Below are 20,145 nucleotides of genomic sequence, written 5' to 3' on the forward strand. Positions count from 1 at the left end.
AAAATCTGCAATTTTAGGCATATTTTTGATAAAAATTCAGAATTTTGAATAATAAGTTATAAGTTATAATGTATAATTTATGATATTTTAATGATTATTTTTGTAAAATCTGATAAAATAAATAAAATTGTATAAACAACAATGTACAAAAATGTACTACAAAGCTTTAAATAGTACATTAAATATATTAATAGTACAGAATGTTTATAATTAAAAAATAATGTTTATTTAATTAATTTTCATTCGGATTTCGGACTTATAAAAATAACAACAAAGTAAAAAAAAAAAAAAAAAAAATTAAAGTGATAAAATGCAATACAGAATTGATTTAACTAACGATGAAGTACCTACAAAATGGTACAATATTAACGCTGATTTACCTGTAGAGCTTCCTGCTCCTAAAAACAGTGAAGGAAAAGATCAAATATCAACCTTACCTCAAATATTTGTAAACGAGTGTCTAAACCAAGAGTTCTCCACAGAAAGATATATAAAAATTCCATCTGAAGTAAGAGAGCTCTACCAAAGATTGGGAAGGCCGACTCCTTTATGCAGAGCAAGAGGATTGGAAGAAAAGCTCAACACACCAGCAAAGATCTATTATAAGAGAGAAGACACCTCTCCAACTGGAAGTCACAAGTTAAACAGTGCAATTGCACAGGCATATTATGCAAAAAAAGAAGGAATCGAAAGAATAACAACCGAAACAGGAGCCGGACAATGGGGTACTGCATTATGTCTTGCAGCATCAATGATGGACATTGAATGTACAGTATATATGGTAAGGGTTTCATACGACCAAAAGCCATTCAGAAAGACCATCATGCAATTATACGACGGAAACGTACACGCATCCCCTAGTGAAAACACTGAAGTGGGTAGAAAAGTCCTTGCAGAAACTCCGGACACTCCTGGTTCCCTTGGAATAGCAATTTCTGAAGCTGTAGAAGACGCTTTAAAATATGATGATGTAAAATACACCCTTGGAAGTGTTTTAAACCACGTTATCCTACACCAAACCACAATTGGTCAGGAAATCAAATTACAGCTTGAAAAAGCTGAAGAAGAGCCAGACACAATGATTGCATGTGTAGGTGGAGGAAGTAACTTCGGTGGATCATTATTCCCATTCATTAAAGACAAAATCCAAGGAAACAGCGACACTGAATTCATAGCAGTTGAACCTTCAGCTTGCCCAACCTTAACAGAAGGTGAATACAGATACGACTTTGGAGACAATATGGGATTCACTCCGCTTTTAAAGATGTTTACATTAGGACACAACTTCGTTGCTCCTTCTGTACACGCTGGAGGACTTAGATACCATGGTATGAACACTCAAATATCCTTGCTTAAAAACGAAGGTTACATTACCCCTGTTACAGCTCATCAAAGAGATGTATTTGCAGCAGGTAAGATGTTTGCAATGTGCGAAGGAGTCATTCCAGCACCTGAAACAAACCACGCAATTAAAGCAGCTATCGATGAAGCTAAAAAGTGCAAAGAAACTGGCGAAGAGAAAACTATTGTTGTTAACTTCTCAGGCCATGGTTTAATGGACTTTAAAGGATACGCAAGTTACATGGACGGATCCATGGAAAATTCCAAATAGATTTTTGGCCAGGCCAAAAATCCACTTTTCTTTTTTTTTTTTTCATTTTAAAACCTTTTTCTCTTTATTTTATAACCTTTTTTTATCTATTTTTAATCTGTAAATCATTTTAATTTTTATCATTTTCAGCATCATTGAGTTAAAATATAATCCAATTGTTTAAAAAAATTTTACAAGATGAAGTAAAAATTGACCATAAAGTATAGCAATTTTAGGCTAATTTTCACAAATTTTTCAATAAAATTATTAGTTAAAGTGATAAGTTATGAGAAAATTTAGTTATAAGTTATAACTAATAACTAATAAGTTAAAAAATTATAAGAAATAACTTAATATTTATAACAAAAAACTTATAAATTAAAAATTATAAATAATAAGTTGTAAGAAATAACTTAAAACTTATATAGTATAAGTTATAAATTATAATATATAAGTTAAAAATTATTCTTAATAAGTTATAAAAAATAAGTAAAAACTAAGAAGTTTTACCTTAAAAATTCAAAGAAATAAGTTAAAAAAAATAAGTAAAAAGTTACAACTTTTACCTTAAAAATTCAAAGAAATAACTTATAAATTATAATAATAAACATTAGAGAAAATAAGTATTTTACACTAAACCACTTATTTTTAAAAAAAACGAAGGAGTACCAACATGGGAGAAACAATAGCTGTAATGAATCAGAAAGGCGGATGCGGAAAGACAACAACTGTAGTAAACTTGGCAACTTCACTTGCTGCCATGGGAAAGGCAGTCCTTGTAGTGGACATGGATCCACAAGCAAACGCTACAACAAGCTTTGGAATTAACAAGACAGAAATCAAAAAGACAGTATACACAGCTTTAGTAAACGAATGCAGTGTTCAAAAGGCAACTATACCAACAAGGATAGAAAACCTATTCCTCCTGCCAAGCAATATCGACTTAAGCGGTATCGAGGTAGAATTAAGCAAGGAAGACAACTACCACATTGCTTTAAAGAAACTGCTTGAGCCAATAAAAGGCATATTCGACTATATAATCATAGACTTACCTCCATCCCTTGGTATAATTACAATCAACTCATTAATCGCTGCTGACAGCGTAATCATACCTATCCAAGCGGAATACTTTGCACTTGAGGGACTGGCTGATCTTATGAACACAATCAACCTTGTTGAAACAAGGCTAAGAAGCCCAACTCCAATAAAGGGAATTGTTCTCACCTTATACGATGCAAGAACAAGATTAGGCAGAGAAGTATATGGAGAGCTTAAAAACTACTTCAAAGGAAAGGAATACATCTTTAAGACAGTGATTCCAAGAAACATACGTTTAGCAGAAGCTCCAAGTTACGGCAAGCCTTGCATAGCATACGACCCTGAAAGCAAAGGATCAATAGCTTACCTCAAAATGGCAAGAGAGCTCTTAAAGCTGGATGGTGAAATATAAATAAAATAATGATGCTGAAAAGCATCAAAAAATCATAATCATTAATTTATTTAAAAACAAAAAAATCTTAAAAAAATCATAGGGGATAATTATGGCAAAAAAACAAAATTCTGGATTAGGAAGAGGACTAGATTCATTGATTCCAAAAATTAAAGAAATAGAACAAGATGTAGAAGAAGGATTATCATTAGAAGACTTATTAAAAAAATCAGATGATGAAGAGGAAATAGAAGAAACAGTAGAAGAAACAGTTGAAGAAGAAGCAATTGAAGAACAAGAAGACATTTCAACTGAAGAAACTGAAACTGAAGAAGAACCTGATGAAGAAGAAGATGAACCTGTAGTAGAAAAAGATGAAACAGAAGAAGAAAAAATAGAAATTGAAGATGAACCTAAAGAAGAACTCGAAACCGAAGCTAAAGAAGAGGAAACCTCAAACTATACAAACATCTTCAGTAATGATGATGAAATAGTAACTGAAAACAGTACAAAAACCATAGAAATTTCTAGCTCAAAAAATAATGATAAAAATATTGAAAGTTCAGTTAATTTAAACAAAGAAACTGAAGAAAGTATCAAAATAAATGAAGATAAAACTAAGGAAAATGATTCTGATAGTGTTCTTAGTGAAAAAGAAGAAAAACTGGTATATGAAGTTATCGAAACTGTTGAAAAGAATCCAAGAATCACATTATGGTCTGCAAGATCAGCTGCTGTATTAAGGTATCTTAGAAAGACCGAACCTGAATTCAGCATAAGCAATGAAGCATCAAATCTTATTGATGAGGCAATTGCTCAAAAGTATCCAGAAATCTGGACATTGTTTAATCATTTATGATTATCCACTTAACATCAATAAATCGTTGATAGGTATTGGGTTTATATTTTAAATATAAATTCTTTATCTATCAATAATTTAATATCTATTTTCTATCTATCTATCTTCTATCTATCTTCAATCTATACATCATATATCTATCTATACCTATCCCTATGATAAGCACTATATAAAAACACCACTAAATAAACCATATCCCCCCCATCTATAATTAAAAATTCTAATTTTAAAGCAAAGCCCTAAAGAACTTAATATATTTTTATATATCTTGAAAAATAAAGTCTTAAATAATTATTGAGATTTCTTATTTTAATAAAGATGAATATAGGAATCTTAAATAAAAAGATAGGAATAGGGGATTTTTAAATGAAATTAGGATTTTCACTGCTTTCACTGTTTATGAAAGAAGTTGATGAGATGCTTGAGATAGCTGTAGAAAATGGATTTGACAGTGTTGAACTGCTTGCAGAGGGACCATACAGACAAGACATATTATTGGAAAGGAAAGAAATTACAGAAACATTCCACTCATATGACCTTGACATATACATTCATGGTGTAAATGTGGACATAAACCTTGCAAGCCTAAACGAGGGAATTAGAAAAGAGTCTGTAAAGCAAACAAAGGAATGTCTTGACCTTGCAGATGAGATAGGTGCAATTGGGGTTACTGCACACCCTGGAAAAATAGGAAGGCCTGAAAAATACCTTAGAGAAATGGCATTAGGTTTTTTAACTGAATCAACCCATGAGCTTGTTGCATATGCTGAAGATAAGGAGGCGAAGATATCTATAGAAAACATGCCAGAACGCTTTTCTTATCTTGGAAATAGAGCATATGAGCTAGAGAATCTGACCAATGAGACTGGCTGCAATATTACAATAGACTTAGGCCATGTTAACACATGCAAAGACCAATTAAGCTTCTTTGAAATTCCTAACATTCTTTATTATCATATTAATGATAATGATGGGATAAAAGACAAGCATCAGGCCATTGGAGATGGAACCCTTGACTTGAATCTTTTAAAATATGTGGACAATGGCATAATTGAATTGAATAATTTTGATAATGTCTTAAAAAGCAAGAAAGTTATTGAAGATTTCTTAGCAAAAAATCAATGAGTAATTTGATTGTTTTTGAAAATAAAAATAGGAGAGTACTATTTCAAGTGTAAAATTCTATAAAAAAGAACCAAGCATCCAAGTAAAAATTTAATTATAAAAGAAGCATAATAACTAATATTCAGTAAAAACAAGCAAAATAAAAAGTAGAACAGCCCATGCTTTAATGTCAGGTTAAAGCATAGCCGAAATAAAAATTTTGGTCAAGGTTTTTTGGCCGAAGGCCAAAAAAGCTTGAGTTAGAAATCAATTTGCAGCACTTCACTAATATCCTCTATAACAAAATCAGCATAAGACTTTAACTTGTCTGGAAAATCTCCATCCTTCTGTTCTGTTGTGAGAACTGCTGCATCAGCCTTTTGAAATGCTAAAATGTCATTAGGCCCATCACCAACCATCATTACCTTATAACCCTCATCCTGAAGATTAGCAACTATTTCTGCCTTTCTGTCTGTGCTTGCTGTAGCAAAGGCATGATCTTCTGGAACGCCAGTAATATTTGCAAGTTTCCTTATATCTCCTGACCTGTCTCCTGAAGCAATGAAAACATCTGTTCCGCTGTCTTGAAGCTTTGCTATTGTATCCTTTACTCCGCTAAACAATTGACCAGCAGAGGTTATTGTATAGGAAATTCTCTCTTCCTCTATGTCTATGATGACTGCTGATCCATTGCAGAGCTCCATTCCAGGAACCCTTTCCTTTAAAAGAGGGAAAGTGTCTGTAATGTCTTTGATAATAGCTGTGTCCTTTTCTAAAATGGCCTTTATTTCTTCTTTGGAAACGTCTGTTGAATAATAGCTAATGTCAAAATCAATATTATTTTCCAATACAAAATCGCTTATTAAAGTATTTGGGTCTAAATCTTTTAATCGATTTGTATTGAATTGAAGAACAACTAAAGCTGCATTTAGACAACTGTCAATTAGGTCTAAAGAGTTTACATGAGTGATAAATTCACCTGTAGATAGGTCTTTAATGACTCTAAATCGCTCAAGCAATGTTCCAGAGTTATCAAATACAATAGCTTTTTTAGTCATTTTTATCATCCTCGTTTTGAAATAGAAGTTGAATTTCTATTCGATTAAATCTCTAAATGTTTTTTATTCTTTTAGAAAAGAAAGTTTTATTCTAAAATATAATTTAAAGTTAGTAGTATATAAATTTTGAATAAAAGCAATTACAATATTAGAAAAGATAGGATATTGATTAAATTTGATATTATGAGTAAAATAAATAATTAAAAATAGTAAAATAAGCTTATAGATTATTTCATATTATATAAATAGTTTATATTTCGGCGAATGATGAATTAGGTTTAACTTTTTAATCTAAGTCTTAAAACATTCCAGATTATGCTAAATAAAATCCAATTTTCTTATAAATTAAATTTCAAAGTTTAGAATAGTGTATTTATAAAATGATTAGCATAAAAATAATTAATAGACTAAAGTTTCACCTATGCTTTAATTTAAAAAATATAGAAAAATATTTTGACATCTATTGAAAAAAGAAATAAAAAATATGCTTAAAAATAAAAATTAAAAATAAATAAGTGTCAGATAGTAAATTTCTTAAGTTAAAATCTTTCTATAAGAATCCATGATAAAAATTAATTATTGAAAAGATAAAAATAAAAAATAAGAAAAAATAGATAAAAAAACATTAATTAAAAAGCCTAAAAAACATAAAAAATAAGAAAAAATAGATAAAAAAACATTAATTAAAAAGCCTAAAAAACATAAAAAATAAGAAAAAATAGATAAAAAAACATTTTTTAAGGCTTATAAAAAACAAATAAGAATTAAAGAGAAAAAAACATTATTGAATAATGCTTAATAAAAGACTTAATAAAAACAAAAACAATTAAATTACAGAAACAAGTGAAATTATGCATCTAGACAGCCCTTTAAAAATAAAAAACATCTGCTTATCCAATCGCATAGTCATGCCTCCTATGGCTAGGGAGGAGAGCATAGACGGAAAGGTCACATATCCTCTGATTGAATACTATAGGATGAGAGCCAAATCAACAGGACTGATTATAGTGGAACATGAATATGTGAGAGAGGAAGGAAAGTCAAGCCCTAAACAGCTTTCAATGGCAGATGACAGCGTAATAGATGGCTATATAGAGCTTACCGAAAGCATACACAGAGAGGGATCCTTTGCAATAGCTCAAATAAACCATGGCAGATATGGGTCAATATCTTCAAATAATGTCAATTTAAATGGAATATCAATAGAGGAAATCGAAGATATAAAAAAGGCCTTTGTTGAAGCTGCAGTTCGAAGCCAGAAATCTGGATTTGACGGCGTTGAGATACATGCCGCCCACGAATATCTCTTGAACCAGTTCTATTCACCATATACAAACAAAAGAACTGATGAATATGGAGGAAGCCTTGAAAATCGCATGCGACTTCATAATGAAATCATTAGAGAAATCAGAGAGGCTGTAGGTGATGATTATATAATAGCCATTAGATTTGGAGCATATGACTATTTGGAAGGTGGATCTAAGATGGAAGATATTCCAGCTGCAGTCAAATCTTTTGTAGAAAGCGGAGTTGACATGATTGACATATCAGGTGGACTTTGCAGATATCAGAACCCTTATTCAAGGGAGCCTGGATACTTTAAGGACTTGAGCAAAATAGCTAAGGAATCTTGTGATATCCCTGTTATTCTTACTGGAGGGGTTAAGAAAGCAAAGGATGCTGAAAGGTTGATTAATGAGGGATATTGTGATTTGATTGGCATTGGTAGGGCTCTTTTGATGGATGGAGATTGGTCAAAGAAGGCTATAAGAAAAGTAAGAAAAATAAAATCAGACAAATAAAAACCGCCCATATTAAACCACAAGAAAAAAATCATAAAATAATTTTAATGTATTATTACTATTCGGTTGTAATGTTCTGTTCATTTCCAATTCTATAGCATTAAAAGAGTTTATTCATTCATATAAACCCTTTTCCAAATATACAGCACCCCAAGAGTTTATTCATTCAATATAAATCCTTTTCCAAATCTAAAGCATTTGTTGTAGTTTTTATTGTGCCTTTTCCTATCATATCTCTGAAGGAAATTCTTTTTCTGAATGTGACTGTCAGTTCCCCATTTCTGTTTTCTTTCCATTCCACTATGTCATTAGGTTGAACATTGTATTTTTTACGGATTTTTGAAGGAATAGTTGTCTGATTCCTTGCAGATACTTTTGTTTGTATCATGGTCATCACTATGTAAATATATAAACTCATTAGTCGTGCTCGTCTTTCTCTCGCCCTCATAGCTACGGACGCAACAAATATGTTTAGGCTTTACTTTCATGCAAGCCACCTACCGTTGCCATTGATTCATTTTAAAGGGATTAAATCGCATATAAAATTAAAACATTAGTTGTAGTACATAAACCTCTTTAAAGAAGGTACTATAACAAAATTTAAAAGACAATTACTTGTCCACTAAAAATTAAAGAAAAGATATTTTTTAAATAAATGCCTATATCAAAAGGGGAAATTAATGATTAAAACTCCCCCAATTTTTCTTTAAGTTCAATTGCTTCACTGCAATCGGATTTTAAATCTAATGATTTATTAACAAAACTCAAAGAAGTTCTATAGTCTTTCATTTCATATAGAATTCTCGCTTTTAAACAATAATTCTTAGCAGATTCCTCTTTTTCCATTAGACAATCAATAATCTTATTTGATTTGTCTAATTCATTCAATTTTAATAAGATTAGTGATTTCATATAGTAATCATTTTCATATATTCCATCATCTTCTATCAAAACATTTGATTCTAGTAAATCTAAATGTTCCTTTTTAGAAAGTTGTATTGCATTGTTAATTAGTTTTAATGCACTTGTATAATTTTTTCTTTTGAATTCTATTTTTGAGAGAAAATTATATGCCCTACTATCATTTGTAAGTTGAATATATTTATTAAAAAATCCTTCTGACTCATTCAATCTATTTAAATAATATAAAGCTTTTGCTTTAAAACTATTTAAGCTTGGATCTTCACTCTTCAATTTTAATCCATTTGATGATGTTTCCAATAGATCTTCCCACCTATTCAAATTAGATAATGGAAAACATTGGCCGATACATTGAAAAACATAAAGCTCTCCATCAGCAGGAGTTAAATCTAGAGAGATTGCATTTAATGATTCCTCAAATCTTCCTAAATTATCTAAAGCTTGAGATTTATATATGCTAAAGAAAATATCTTTAGCATATTTCTCTAAACATATCTCACACAATTCCAAGGAAATTTCGTTTCGATTAGATAATTTATAATTTGTTGAAGAAATATCCCCATCCATATAATAAGAGACTTCATCAACCCATGTAGACATATCAAAGAAACCTGTTTGTAAAGCTTTTTTATAATAGGACATTGCTTCTAAGAGCTCTCCTTGAATAACTAAAATCTTTGCCTTATTAAATAAAGCATGAGGATTATTAGAATCAATATCAAGAATCATATCACAATAAGATAGCGCTGAAACATAATCTTCTGCATCATATGAATTATTTAAATGATTAGATAGTCTCTTAATTTTTCTTTTTTCAAACATAAAATAAACCTAAATTATAAAAATTATGAAGATAATTTATCTTCAATATTGTTTTTAAGTTCTAATGCCTTATCACATTCACAATCTAATTCCAATGCCTTATCAATGAAAATTAAAGCATCTGTATAATTTCCTTCTTTAAAAAGAATCATTGATTTAAGGCAATAGTTCTTAGCAGATTCCTCTTTTTCAATTAGGCAATCACAGATTTTATTAGCTTCATCAAATCTATCCAATTTAGAAAGGATTAACGATTTATACCAATAATAAGCATGAGAAAATTCCTTTTTGTCATCAAAATTAGGATTTTTAAAAAATTTATCTAATGCAATATCAATATTTTTCAAAGCCAATGAATAATCTCCTTTTTTATATTCTATTTTTGAAAGGAGATAATAATTTCCAAAATCATCCATGGAATTATATTCTTTGCATATTTCTAGAGCCTCATCATAGTCAGACAAAGCATAATAAAGCCTAGCCTTTGTATCTATTAATTGAAGGTTGTTTGGATATAAATTTAAACCTTCATTAATTAATGCCAATGCTTCATCAAAATGATTAAGACTAATTAATATGGAAGATTTAAGAGAAATGGCTTTTTCATTATTTGGATTATGTGCCAAAATATAATTCACATTATTTAAGGCATCTCTACTGCGACCGATTTCAGATAAAACATAAGATTTGAAAAGACGGACCTCAATAATATCTGCATTATCCAATATGATATTGCATAAATCTATGAAAATTTTTGTATGAATTCCTTTATCAAATAAAGAAGGATGGCTTGCATAATATGTCATTTCATTATTCATTTTATCCAAATCGAAATTAATGGATGCCTCCTTATAAGAATTTAAAGAATTTTCATAATCATTTAAATTGCAATAAACCCTTCCTTTTAACAGGAATGCATCAATGCAATAATCTATGCTGAGCAGATGATCCAATACAGATAAAGATTTCTCGTATTCACCTTTATTATATAAAATCAAGGCTTTTTTATATAGTGCACCTAAATTATTTTCATCTAAAATTAAAATATTATTAAGAATAATCAAAGCTTTATCAAAATTTTGATTATTTAATGCAGAATCTAATTCTTTAAAAAGTTTATTAATTTTTATTTTTGTAAACATAATATCCTCCAATCAAGGATTCAATGATAATTGATTATATATAATAGCTGGAATAAACGATATTTCAAATGTAGCTAAAAATATGTAACAAATACCTCTAGATTTATTACCTGTATTGATTAGAAATTTCCCATAATTATAATTTCTAGTAGCATCCCTATATAATGCTTTAACAATCTTTGCACTATCATACAAATCATCATCTGGCCCCTTAGGTCCTAAAGAAAATTTATATGAACCTTTTTCAAATGCTTTTACATCCTTTAAAAAATAATTATAACTTGTAATATTAGTAGGTTTTTCTACTTTAGCCCTTTCGTTATTCTTAGTACTTAGATAATAATTATAAGCTTCTTGATATGCAATTATTGCAGCATTAGAAGAAGAAACTTTTCTATTACTGCTCTTATAATTATATGTATACACCTTATTATTAGTGTAGTACTTATTGCCGCTTATAGAACTGGTTACTGGATTGTAACTTACTTTAGGTCTATTTCCGTTATTTCCAGTGCTTGTAGGATATTTGACATTTCGTGGAAAATGAATTTTATTATTAGGCTTCCATGTATAATGTGGTTTTTGAATGCTTTTGGAATTGTAATGTGAGTTTGAATTCCAAACTATTGCTAAGGAGCCGGCAATTACAGTTACCCCTGCTAAAGCCAAATAACCTCCATAAGCAAGTGCTGGGAAAACAGTCCCAACTATAGTTTTCATTTTGGCTATGCTTACATTAGATACCCTATCTTTTATTGGTTCAACATCTAAAACATATCCGGAAAACATTTCGTCGAATGTTTCCCTACTTAGAACAAACAATCCTATTGAGGGATCATTTAATACAATGTCGGTGTCGTTTATGCTATAAATCACGGAGAAATGGTAGTCTTCATTTATTAAAAGCACAGCTAAGTCATTTGTCATTAGGTCTGAGCTATTTATCTTTAATACTGAGGGATTGAATCCTTTTTTGATGCAGGCTTGGTATAGTCCGTAAAGGCTGGTTCCGTTTGTATTTGTTCCTGCAATTTTGGCTATGTCCTCTTGTGATAGGCTTAATCCGAGGCTTTCGAAGATGATTGAAAGGGCTGCAGGGCCGCAGTACCACATATTGTCTTGAATCACTATTTCCCCATCATTCAATGACTGAACATTTATTAATGTATTGTTATAAACAGATGCGGATTTGTTTATGAATGAAGAGCTATACTTTAAAATGCCTAAATAGTTATTATAGACATTAGTGTTCTCTATCAATGCGCTATTGGATGCGATGAGTCGAATCCCTTGATAGTTATCGTGGATGTTATTGGATAGGAACTGATTGTATTTGGAAGAGTCCTCAATGGCAATCCAGTTATTGAATACACTATTATTTTTGAAAAGATTAATATTTGAATATTTGGCTAAGATGCCATAATCATTATTGAAAATCTTGTTTCCAATGAATGAGCCATTATCGCTTCCATCCAGATATAAGGCATAAGAACAACCAGAAATTTGATTGTTGCTCAAAGAAGCATTAATAACATCATAAAGATAAATTCCAGCAAATGAATTAAAGATCTTAGAATTGCTAATGCCAAATGCATTCCCTGTGGAAAATACTGCATTTGAAGATGCAGTTCCATATATGCTTAAATTTTTTTAAGCAATTTCAGAATAGAAAAAATTATAAAAATAGAAAAGTGCCATCATTGCAAAAATACCAAATATTATTTAAGCATGGAAAAATAAACTTAATATATTATAGAAAATATAAACTTTTAGGCCAAGTCAGTGAAAACTTAAAGGATTAGTTTAAAAATAAAGAAAATTTATAATAAACTGAATCAATTAAGGCACGAAACCTTATTAAACTACTAAATTTAGGTCTTAAAAGTTATTACACTTACTAAATTATTAATATTCTAAATGAAAAAAGGTGTTTTAATGAATATCCTTGAAAAATTAAATGCAATTAAAAATCAGGAAATAACTGCAAAGGAAAATGTTGAATCTTATATTAAAGTCATTGAAGAGAAAAACGATGAACTCAATGCTTTTCTCGAACTAAACAAAGAAGATGCAATAGCTAAGGCAGAGGAAATCGATGCTAAAATCAAGGCAGGAGAGGAAGTTGGAGCTCTTGCAGGATTGGTATTCGGTATCAAGGCTAACATAAATGTGGAAGACCTTATCATCTCTGCAGCATCCAAGACCTTGGAAGACTACATTGGAAGCTATGACGCAACTGTAGTCAAGCTCATCAAGGCAGAGGATGGAATCATTATCGGAATAAACAATATGGACGAGTTTGCAGCAGGAAGCTCTACTGAAACCTCATACTATGGAGCTGTAAACAACCCTGCAGCACCTGGAAGAATTCCTGGTGGTTCAAGCGGAGGAAGCGCAGCTGCAGCAGCTGCCGGCATGTGCGACATCGCAATAGGCTCTGACACTGGAGGATCAATTAGAAACCCATCCTCCCACTGTGGAGTGTATGGTATGAAGCCTACCTATGGCGCAGTCTCAAGGCAAGGCCTTCTTGACCTTTCAATGAGTCTTGACCAGATAGGCCCTATGGCACGTGATGTAACCGGTATCACCCTTGCATTGGATACAATCGTCAAATACGACCCTACAGAATGTACAACCTTAAAATGGGACGCTCCTAACTTTACTGAAATAGCATTAAGCGTAAAGGATAAGGAAAAACCTCTTGAAGGAATGAAGATAGCAACTTGTAAGGAATTCAAGGAAGTCACAAATGACGAAATCAATGAAATCATTGACGAATCAGTAGCTAAATTAGAATCCCTTGGAGCTGAAGTTGTTGAGCTCAGCTTTGACTATATTGACATCTGTCTTCCAACATACTATCTTATCAACTATGTTGAATTCTTCTCTGCAACCAGAAAATACGACGGCAGAAAATACGGCTCAAGAATCGAAGAGGTCTGCGGTCCTGAAGTACTTAGAAGAATCCAAATGGGTTCATACATTTCACAAAAGGAATTCAGCGGAAAATATTACCAAAAAGCACTTCAAGCAAGATCCCTCATTAGAAATGCAATCAATGACATGCTTGAAGGTGTTGACTTGATTGTAGGCCCTACTGTTCCAAAGCTTCCTCACAAACTTGGAGAGGAATTGGAGCCTATGGAAATGTATGCATACGACGTTCTTACTGTAATAGCTAACCTTGCAGGAATACCTGCAGCAAGCCTTAAGGCAGGGGAAGTTGATGGCATACCTGTAGGATTGCAATTGCAGGCCAAGCCACAAGACGATGCAAAGATCGTTAAGGCAATGGCTGCATTTGAGTATGCCCAATAAATTAATTTAAAAAATAATAGCGAAAGCTATTATTCACCTTTCTTATTTTCTTGACAAACGAAAAAATAATATTCATTTTACAAAATTGTTTCTTTTTTTTAGTGATTTAAATGATGAGCGAACTTGAAAAACTAAAATCCGGCCTTGTATACTGCTATGACGATGAGGAAGTCTCAGCAATAAAGGACAATGCAATCTATCAAAGCTTTAGATACAACAATATCGACCCAAATGACAAGCAAAAGCAATATGATGCATTGGAAGAGATTTTAGGAAGCTGTGGAGATGATGTCTGGATAGGAAAAAGATTTAGCTTTGACAATGGAAAAAACATACACATAGGAAACAATTTTACAGGAAACTACAATCTAACCATTCTTGATATAAGGGAAGTCTACATTGGAGACAATGTAATGATAGGCCCACACACCCTTATAACCACTGTAGGCCATCCATTAGAGCCAAAGGGAAGAAGGAAGCATCTTGCAATGGCTGATTCTATACATATAGGTGATGATGTATGGATAGGAGGAAACGTTACAATTCTCCCTGGAGTGAATATAGGAAACAATGTGGTTATAGGAGCAGGAGCGGTTGTTACAAAGGACATTCCAGACAATTCACTTGCAATTGGAGTTCCTGCAAAGGTGGTCCGCGAGATAGAAAACGATATAGAATGAGGGGAAAACTATGACAGATAATTCATCAAACATGGGAAGCAATTCAGATAAAAAGGAGTTTGATTCAGATAGAAAAGAGTTTAATTCTGATAAAGAGTTTAATTCTAAAAAGGAGTTTGATTCTAAAAAAGAATTTAATTCTAAAAAGGAGTTTGATTCTAAGAAAAAAGACTTTAATTCTAAAAAATTCAATTCCAATTATAAATCCAATAGAAGCAGAAATAACATAAACACAATCCAAGATTTAAAAAATTCTATCGAACTTAAGGAAAATAAGATTAATGACTTAAAAGAGCTTTTAGAAATCAAGGATGAAGAGAAGCAAGAAGTAGAATATGAGCTTTCCCTAAAGGACCAGGAATTGAATGACCTGCAAAGCAAGTTAGACATTTTAACAGTGGAAAATGAGGAATTGACCATAGAGTTAAATGAAAAGGAAAGCAAAATAAGCAAATTAAACAATGCTCTTGTAAAATGCAAATACGAAAAGGACAAAGTGGACTTGGTTTTAAAGAATGAAGTTAACATTGAAAAATCAAGGCTTAAGGAAATGGATAATCTAAACAATACAATCAAGGAAAAAATAGCAATTATCCATGATAAGCAAGAGCAAATCAATTATCTAAGAACTCTCATTGATGACTATAAAGACCAAACCAAAAACAATACAGACAATCTTGACTTGCAGCTTAAAAAGATTACAAAAACATATGAAGGACTGCTCAATCAAAAGGATTCAATTATAGAAAAGCAGGAACAAAATATAAATGAATTGATTGAATCTCAAAAGCAAATAGCTAAAGACAATAAAGCAACTATTACACGTCTTGAATTGGAAATTGGTAAATATAGGGAAGAGTTGAAGAAAAGTTAACTCTTAAAAAAAAAATTAAAATAAGATAAAAAAAGAAAAAAACTCATAAAATAAAAAAAGATTAAAAATCTCAATAATAAGATAAAAAAAGATTAAAGTCTATAATAAAAATAGTAAAAGGAAGGCTAATAATAGCCCTCATCATAATTTAAATCTAAATCATCTGGATTTGAAATAGTTCTACCACATTCGGCACATTTATACGAGTTTCCAGATTCATAAACAGCTTCACTACCGCAGAACGGACATGTTTCAGCTCCATCATCCGAGGAACCGCTTGTTGTAAATGGAGACTTGTATGAACTGGAACCTGAACTAGAGCTAGAACTAGAACTGGAACTACTTGTTTTTTCGTTTTTCTTTTTCTCCAAGTCTTTAAAATGCTCATTCACATAATAGTTCAGCATATCATACTCAGCGCCTCTTATCAGATGATTACGATTCTTATCGGATTTTTTAAAGATATCACTCATCTTTGAACTTGAAATATTAGAATATTCTATCTCAAGCTCTTCCAAGCATAATGCCCCATCATCATCTAAATCCAAACTTGAATAATTATGATAAGCGGTTTTATTTTCGCTATAAGGTTCCATATCAAATCCAAGTGCTTGAGCAGCTAAGGACAAAATGAATAAAACTATAAAAACAGCACAGCAAGCAAAAATGATCTTTTTAAAATTGCTCATATTTCTAAAATTATCAATTCCTCCGGTGGAATCTGAACTGGAACCACCAGAATTAGCGCTATGGTCATAATAGGCGCTAGCAGAGCCAGCACTCTTGCCTGTTGTAGAACCATACTCTCTTGATTTGCCATCAAGATTATATGGGTCCTTTATATCTAATTTAGCACCGCAACTATGACAAAACTTTGCTTCAGACTTATTTTCACTCCCACATTTTGAACATTTAACCATTTATACACCCCCTAGATTAATCTGGACTATAGGAGCCAAGAGATCCATATAACCTTCCTGATAGTTTAATTCCAAGTCATCAGGATTATGAATAATGCTACCACAGTCTGCACACTTATAATAGCTTCCAGACTCATAAATAGCCTCGCTTCCACAGTATGGACAGGTTAATACATAACCGTCACTGGAAGAGTCATAATCGCTAGAGCTGCTAGATGAGCTGGATGAGCTAGATGAGCTTGAACTGGAATACTTATGGGAATTTGATGAAGAAGAACTACTTGATGATGAGGAATAAGGTTTCACATCACTATAAAAGTCATCAAATTCATGGCCTATAAGATAACCATTGTTGTTCTTATCAGCTTCATTGAAATATGAACTAATGCTTGAATCAGACATTCCAGGGTTTAACTGACTAGCCTCTGAAAGTGACAATCTTCCATCCCCATCAATGTCCAATTGGTAAAATTCGTCATCATAAGTTGCTGAAAAGTTTTCAGGAAAAGCATTCAATAAAATTGCAAATATTATAAAAAGAACTAAAAGAATAACAGGAACATAGCAACAGCATATTTTCTTTAATCCAGGCCCTTCATTTCCTGTATTGGCAGTGGTAGAAGAGATTGTTGAATTAGATTGATTTTTGGTAGAGGCTGTTGAATTAGATTGATTAGCAGAAGAAGCCGTAGAACCCTGATTATTGGAACTGGAATTAGAGTTAGAACTAGAATTAGAGTTAGAACTAGAATTAGAGTTAGAACTAGAATTAGAGTTAGAACTAGAACTATAGTTAGAACTGGAATTAGAGTTAGAACTAGAATTAGAGTTAGAACTAGAACTAGATTTATCATTAGAACTAGGATCAAAAGCAAAAGAATCAGCTACACCATTGGCTCCAGCACCAAAAGGACCATTCATAACAGAACCAGGCTTATCATTAGCACCAGCACCAAAAGGACCATTCATAACAGAACCAGGCTTATCATTAGCACCAGCACCAAAAGGACCGTTCATTCCAGTGGGATTATAAGAACTAGAACTGCCAGAAGAAGAATTAGAGCTTAAGCTAGCTCCACACTTATGACAGAATTTTGCTTCCTTCACATTGGATTCGCCACATTTAGGACAAATATTTTCATTTGTTCCAAAATCCTTTGAGCCGCAATTATGACAAAATTTAGCATTATCTGGATTTTCTGAACCACATTTACTACATTTTTTCATGATTCACCCCCTAAATAAAAAGAACTATAATAAAATAAAAAAATATATAAAAGACAATTAATTATAAAATATAAAAAAAATTAAAAGTACATTAATTATAATTTAATAATAAGAATAATTAAATGTCTATTGTTATTACAACCTCATCTCCATCTTTAAAATTATATTTATCCCTCAATTTATCCTTTGAAATAAATTCCAAATAGTTTTCATCATGAGTGGTCTTGTCTGGAAATACAATTGCTCCAACAATATTCTCATTCAAATAAGCTCTGATGTGTTTGACTCCGCCAAATCCTTGATCTGGCTTTATAACATTTGTGCAACTGTTTTTCATAAGTCTGATGTCTTCGAGCTTATTCTCTTCTACAATAAGGTTTAAAGTACCTGGAAAAGGTGTAAAACCGCATTTTTCATTGAATTGACTTTTGTAGAAATCCTGACCTAGAAAGTAAGCTGCTTTTCCTAAACCTGTTGTAACAATTCCTGTAATTTCCATTTTAATCATCTAAATTGTAATCATAATTATTCTAAACTATAAGTAAATCACCAAATCAATACATCATTAAAGAGTGTACAGCTTAACAAATGAATCCCTATCGGAATCTATAAAGTTCCTTATAGAGGTATTGTTTCTGTCTTCAAACACTATCATTCCATCCTTGCCTGCATACTCAAAAGTAACATTTCCCTTCTTGATGTCGTCTCCTGTAAATGCACATAGAATATCGTCGTCATATGCAATTGTATAATAGGAATCGTTTTTGAAATTGCCCACTGATGAAAGAAGTGATTCATTATCCAATGTAAGATTGAAGAAAGTTGCATTTGTAGCCTTAGGACTTATGCTGAATTGGACATATCCTTCCATGACTTCAGAGGAATTATTGAAGTTGATGTTATGATTGACAATGACTCCATTGAAGACTTCAGCCAAACGACTGTTTGGTATGACTTCACGAGGATATAAATCCAAATCATGCCTTACTGCTTTTGAAAGGCGGAATACATCCACTTCCCCTTCTCTTGAAGTGTTGACAGAATAATATTCACCGTCTATAATCATCGTATCGTTTGCAGACATCTCCAACGTGCTCAATGCATCTGGAGGGATTCTAACCATATCTGTTTCATTTTCAATTGCGCTGTCAATGGTATAAGGCCCTCTTACTGAAATGGTTTGATGATAGTCATCTGAAGGGGAATATACAAAGTTTCTTGAAGTAAGCTCCACTGATATCCTGCCATCATTAAATGTTGCTGCTGATAAGAATGTGGAAAGCATTAGAATCAATATAAGGCCTGATACGATTACAGGAAAGTGCATCTTAACAAATGACTTTAATGCCGTACTTGTATCCCCTTTCCTTAAAATAGGAATTGACCTTTGAACTATTTTAATTATATAGGCTATAGTCAGTGCAATTCCAACAAGAGCCACTAAAACGGATATGACCAATGGAATGAATGGAACAAAGAAAATCATGAACAGTCCAAGAATGATAAGGGACAATCCCATGATGGCCATTCTGATATAATTTCCAAGGGTATCCATCATAGTGACACGGCCATAATCAACTGCCCTGTCAATGATGGTTCTAACCACTTCGTTTGCCATTTTGTTTAAATCGGCAAGGGAAGACATGTCATGTTGAATGTCTCCAATATCAACTTCCAAAATGCTTATTCCATGAACATCAGCATCCAATACTATGCCAACATCCACACCATAGTCCTTTTCAAATTTGATTTTATTAAGTGCAGAACGCTTTCCTGCAAATTGACCGCTTAAAGGCTGTTCATAATTCAATTCAGGGAAGAAGAAACTTAAAAGAGGTTTTGCAGTAAGCTCTGTAACACGGCCACTTTCCCGTGCAAATTTGGTCTTTGTAATGTCTGTCTTACCTTCCAAAATAGGCTTGATTATCTTGTCTATCTTTGTAGGAGTGAAATTGGATACATCTGCATCTATAAAGGCAACTATATCACCATGGGAATTTTTAAATCCTGTTTTGATAGCTACCCCCTTACCTTGGTTGCCTTTATGGCTTATGACAGTTGCTCCTGCCCTTTCCGCTTCCTCTACAGTTTTATCAGTTGATCCATCATCCACCACTATGACTTCGCTTATATATGATAGCTTGCGAGCTACAGTTACCACTTGAGCTACAGTCGCTTCTTCATTGAAGGCTGGTATAACCACAGACACAGATGGATTCTTAGTTGATTTTATTGAAGCAAGCAGAAACACTATAAGAACAACTAGCCAAGACACTTTTTCACCTCTTTGATTCGATAGACAAATATTGGGATATAGGTTTTTTTAATTGATTTATTTTAATAAATTTCACTTCAAGAAAAAAACAATATCCATTATAATATTCTATATTTGTTT

At 32.0% G+C, this 20,145-nt stretch carries 17 protein-coding genes; 8 read left to right on the forward strand and 9 right to left on the reverse strand.

Translation table 11 applies throughout. From position 1 onward, the window contains the following. Positions 1-310: 310 nt before the first annotated feature. The 4 genes from MRU_RS10850 to MRU_RS10865 all read left to right on the forward strand — a co-directional run bounded on the left by MRU_RS10850 (position 311) and on the right by MRU_RS10865 (position 5,004). Entirely contained in the window at positions 311-1,612 is a 1,302-nt protein-coding gene (locus tag MRU_RS10850) for a TrpB-like pyridoxal phosphate-dependent enzyme (RefSeq protein WP_012956957.1), read from the forward strand. Between the two features lie 652 nt (positions 1,613-2,264). Then, positions 2,265-3,041, forward strand: coding sequence for a ParA family protein (locus MRU_RS10855; protein WP_012956958.1), 777 nt, complete (start codon positions 2,265-2,267; stop codon positions 3,039-3,041). 91 nt (positions 3,042-3,132) lie between these two features. Then, positions 3,133-3,879 carry a hypothetical protein gene (locus MRU_RS12010; RefSeq protein WP_012956959.1) on the forward strand — a complete coding sequence of 249 codons (747 nt, stop codon included), beginning with the start codon at positions 3,133-3,135 and terminating at the stop codon, positions 3,877-3,879. A gap of 366 nt (positions 3,880-4,245) precedes the next feature. Continuing rightward, positions 4,246-5,004, forward strand: a complete 759-nt coding sequence (locus MRU_RS10865; RefSeq protein ID WP_012956960.1) for a sugar phosphate isomerase/epimerase family protein — start codon at positions 4,246-4,248, stop codon at positions 5,002-5,004. Between the two features lie 239 nt (positions 5,005-5,243). Here MRU_RS10865 and MRU_RS10870 read toward each other — a convergent pair whose 3' ends face one another. Next, positions 5,244-6,041 (reverse strand): HAD family hydrolase, encoded by a 798-nt coding sequence (locus MRU_RS10870; RefSeq protein ID WP_143714339.1) that lies wholly within the window; start codon positions 6,039-6,041, stop codon positions 5,244-5,246. Between the two features lie 851 nt (positions 6,042-6,892). On the opposite strand from MRU_RS10870, the gene MRU_RS10875 reads away from it, so the two are divergent. Then, positions 6,893-7,843: an NADH:flavin oxidoreductase gene (locus tag MRU_RS10875; RefSeq protein WP_012956962.1), complete on the forward strand. Its 951-nt coding sequence runs from the start codon at positions 6,893-6,895 to the stop codon at positions 7,841-7,843. A 166-nt stretch (positions 7,844-8,009) separates the two neighbouring features. Here MRU_RS10875 and MRU_RS10880 read toward each other — a convergent pair whose 3' ends face one another. The 4 genes from MRU_RS10880 to MRU_RS10895 form a co-directional block, all read right to left on the reverse strand. Further along, positions 8,010-8,231: an AbrB/MazE/SpoVT family DNA-binding domain-containing protein gene (locus MRU_RS10880; RefSeq protein ID WP_048812539.1), complete on the reverse strand. Its 222-nt coding sequence runs from the start codon at positions 8,229-8,231 to the stop codon at positions 8,010-8,012. A 296-nt stretch (positions 8,232-8,527) separates the two neighbouring features. Then, positions 8,528-9,586, reverse strand: a complete 1,059-nt coding sequence (locus MRU_RS10885; protein ID WP_012956964.1) for a tetratricopeptide repeat protein — start codon at positions 9,584-9,586, stop codon at positions 8,528-8,530. Positions 9,587-9,609: 23 nt separating this feature from the next. Continuing rightward, positions 9,610-10,728: a tetratricopeptide repeat protein gene (locus MRU_RS10890; protein WP_012956965.1), complete on the reverse strand. Its 1,119-nt coding sequence runs from the start codon at positions 10,726-10,728 to the stop codon at positions 9,610-9,612. Positions 10,729-10,740: 12 nt separating this feature from the next. Further along, entirely contained in the window at positions 10,741-12,366 is a 1,626-nt protein-coding gene (locus MRU_RS10895) for a cysteine peptidase family C39 domain-containing protein (RefSeq protein WP_083777659.1), read from the reverse strand. A 297-nt stretch (positions 12,367-12,663) separates the two neighbouring features. Here MRU_RS10895 and gatA point away from each other — a divergent pair, with 297 nt between their 5' ends. The 3 genes from gatA to MRU_RS10910 all read left to right on the forward strand — a co-directional run bounded on the left by gatA (position 12,664) and on the right by MRU_RS10910 (position 15,603). Further along, entirely contained in the window at positions 12,664-14,049 is a 1,386-nt protein-coding gene (gene gatA / locus MRU_RS10900) for an Asp-tRNA(Asn)/Glu-tRNA(Gln) amidotransferase subunit GatA (RefSeq protein WP_048812540.1), read from the forward strand. A 110-nt stretch (positions 14,050-14,159) separates the two neighbouring features. Then, positions 14,160-14,729, forward strand: coding sequence for a sugar O-acetyltransferase (locus MRU_RS10905; protein ID WP_012956968.1), 570 nt, complete (start codon positions 14,160-14,162; stop codon positions 14,727-14,729). A gap of 10 nt (positions 14,730-14,739) precedes the next feature. Continuing rightward, the gene (locus MRU_RS10910) at positions 14,740-15,603 is read left to right on the forward strand and encodes a hypothetical protein (RefSeq protein ID WP_012956969.1); all 864 of its coding nucleotides are present in this window, start codon (positions 14,740-14,742) and stop codon (positions 15,601-15,603) included. Between the two features lie 125 nt (positions 15,604-15,728). On the opposite strand, the gene MRU_RS10915 is transcribed toward MRU_RS10910, so the two are convergent. From MRU_RS10915 to MRU_RS10930, 4 genes are all read right to left on the reverse strand, one after another. Further along, positions 15,729-16,523: a zinc ribbon domain-containing protein gene (locus tag MRU_RS10915; RefSeq protein ID WP_012956970.1), complete on the reverse strand. Its 795-nt coding sequence runs from the start codon at positions 16,521-16,523 to the stop codon at positions 15,729-15,731. Continuing rightward, positions 16,524-17,750 (reverse strand): zinc-ribbon domain-containing protein, encoded by a 1,227-nt coding sequence (locus tag MRU_RS10920; RefSeq protein WP_012956971.1) that lies wholly within the window; start codon positions 17,748-17,750, stop codon positions 16,524-16,526. Between the two features lie 118 nt (positions 17,751-17,868). After that, positions 17,869-18,249, reverse strand: coding sequence for a DUF120 domain-containing protein (locus MRU_RS10925; protein ID WP_048812541.1), 381 nt, complete (start codon positions 18,247-18,249; stop codon positions 17,869-17,871). Positions 18,250-18,315: 66 nt separating this feature from the next. Next, a complete protein-coding gene (locus MRU_RS10930) occupies positions 18,316-20,025 on the reverse strand; it encodes a glycosyltransferase (protein WP_012956973.1) in 1,710 nt (569 codons plus the stop codon). Positions 20,026-20,145: the final 120 nt, after the last annotated feature.

This window comes from Methanobrevibacter ruminantium M1 (genome assembly GCF_000024185.1).
GTDB lineage: Archaea > Methanobacteriota > Methanobacteria > Methanobacteriales > Methanobacteriaceae > Methanobrevibacter > Methanobrevibacter ruminantium.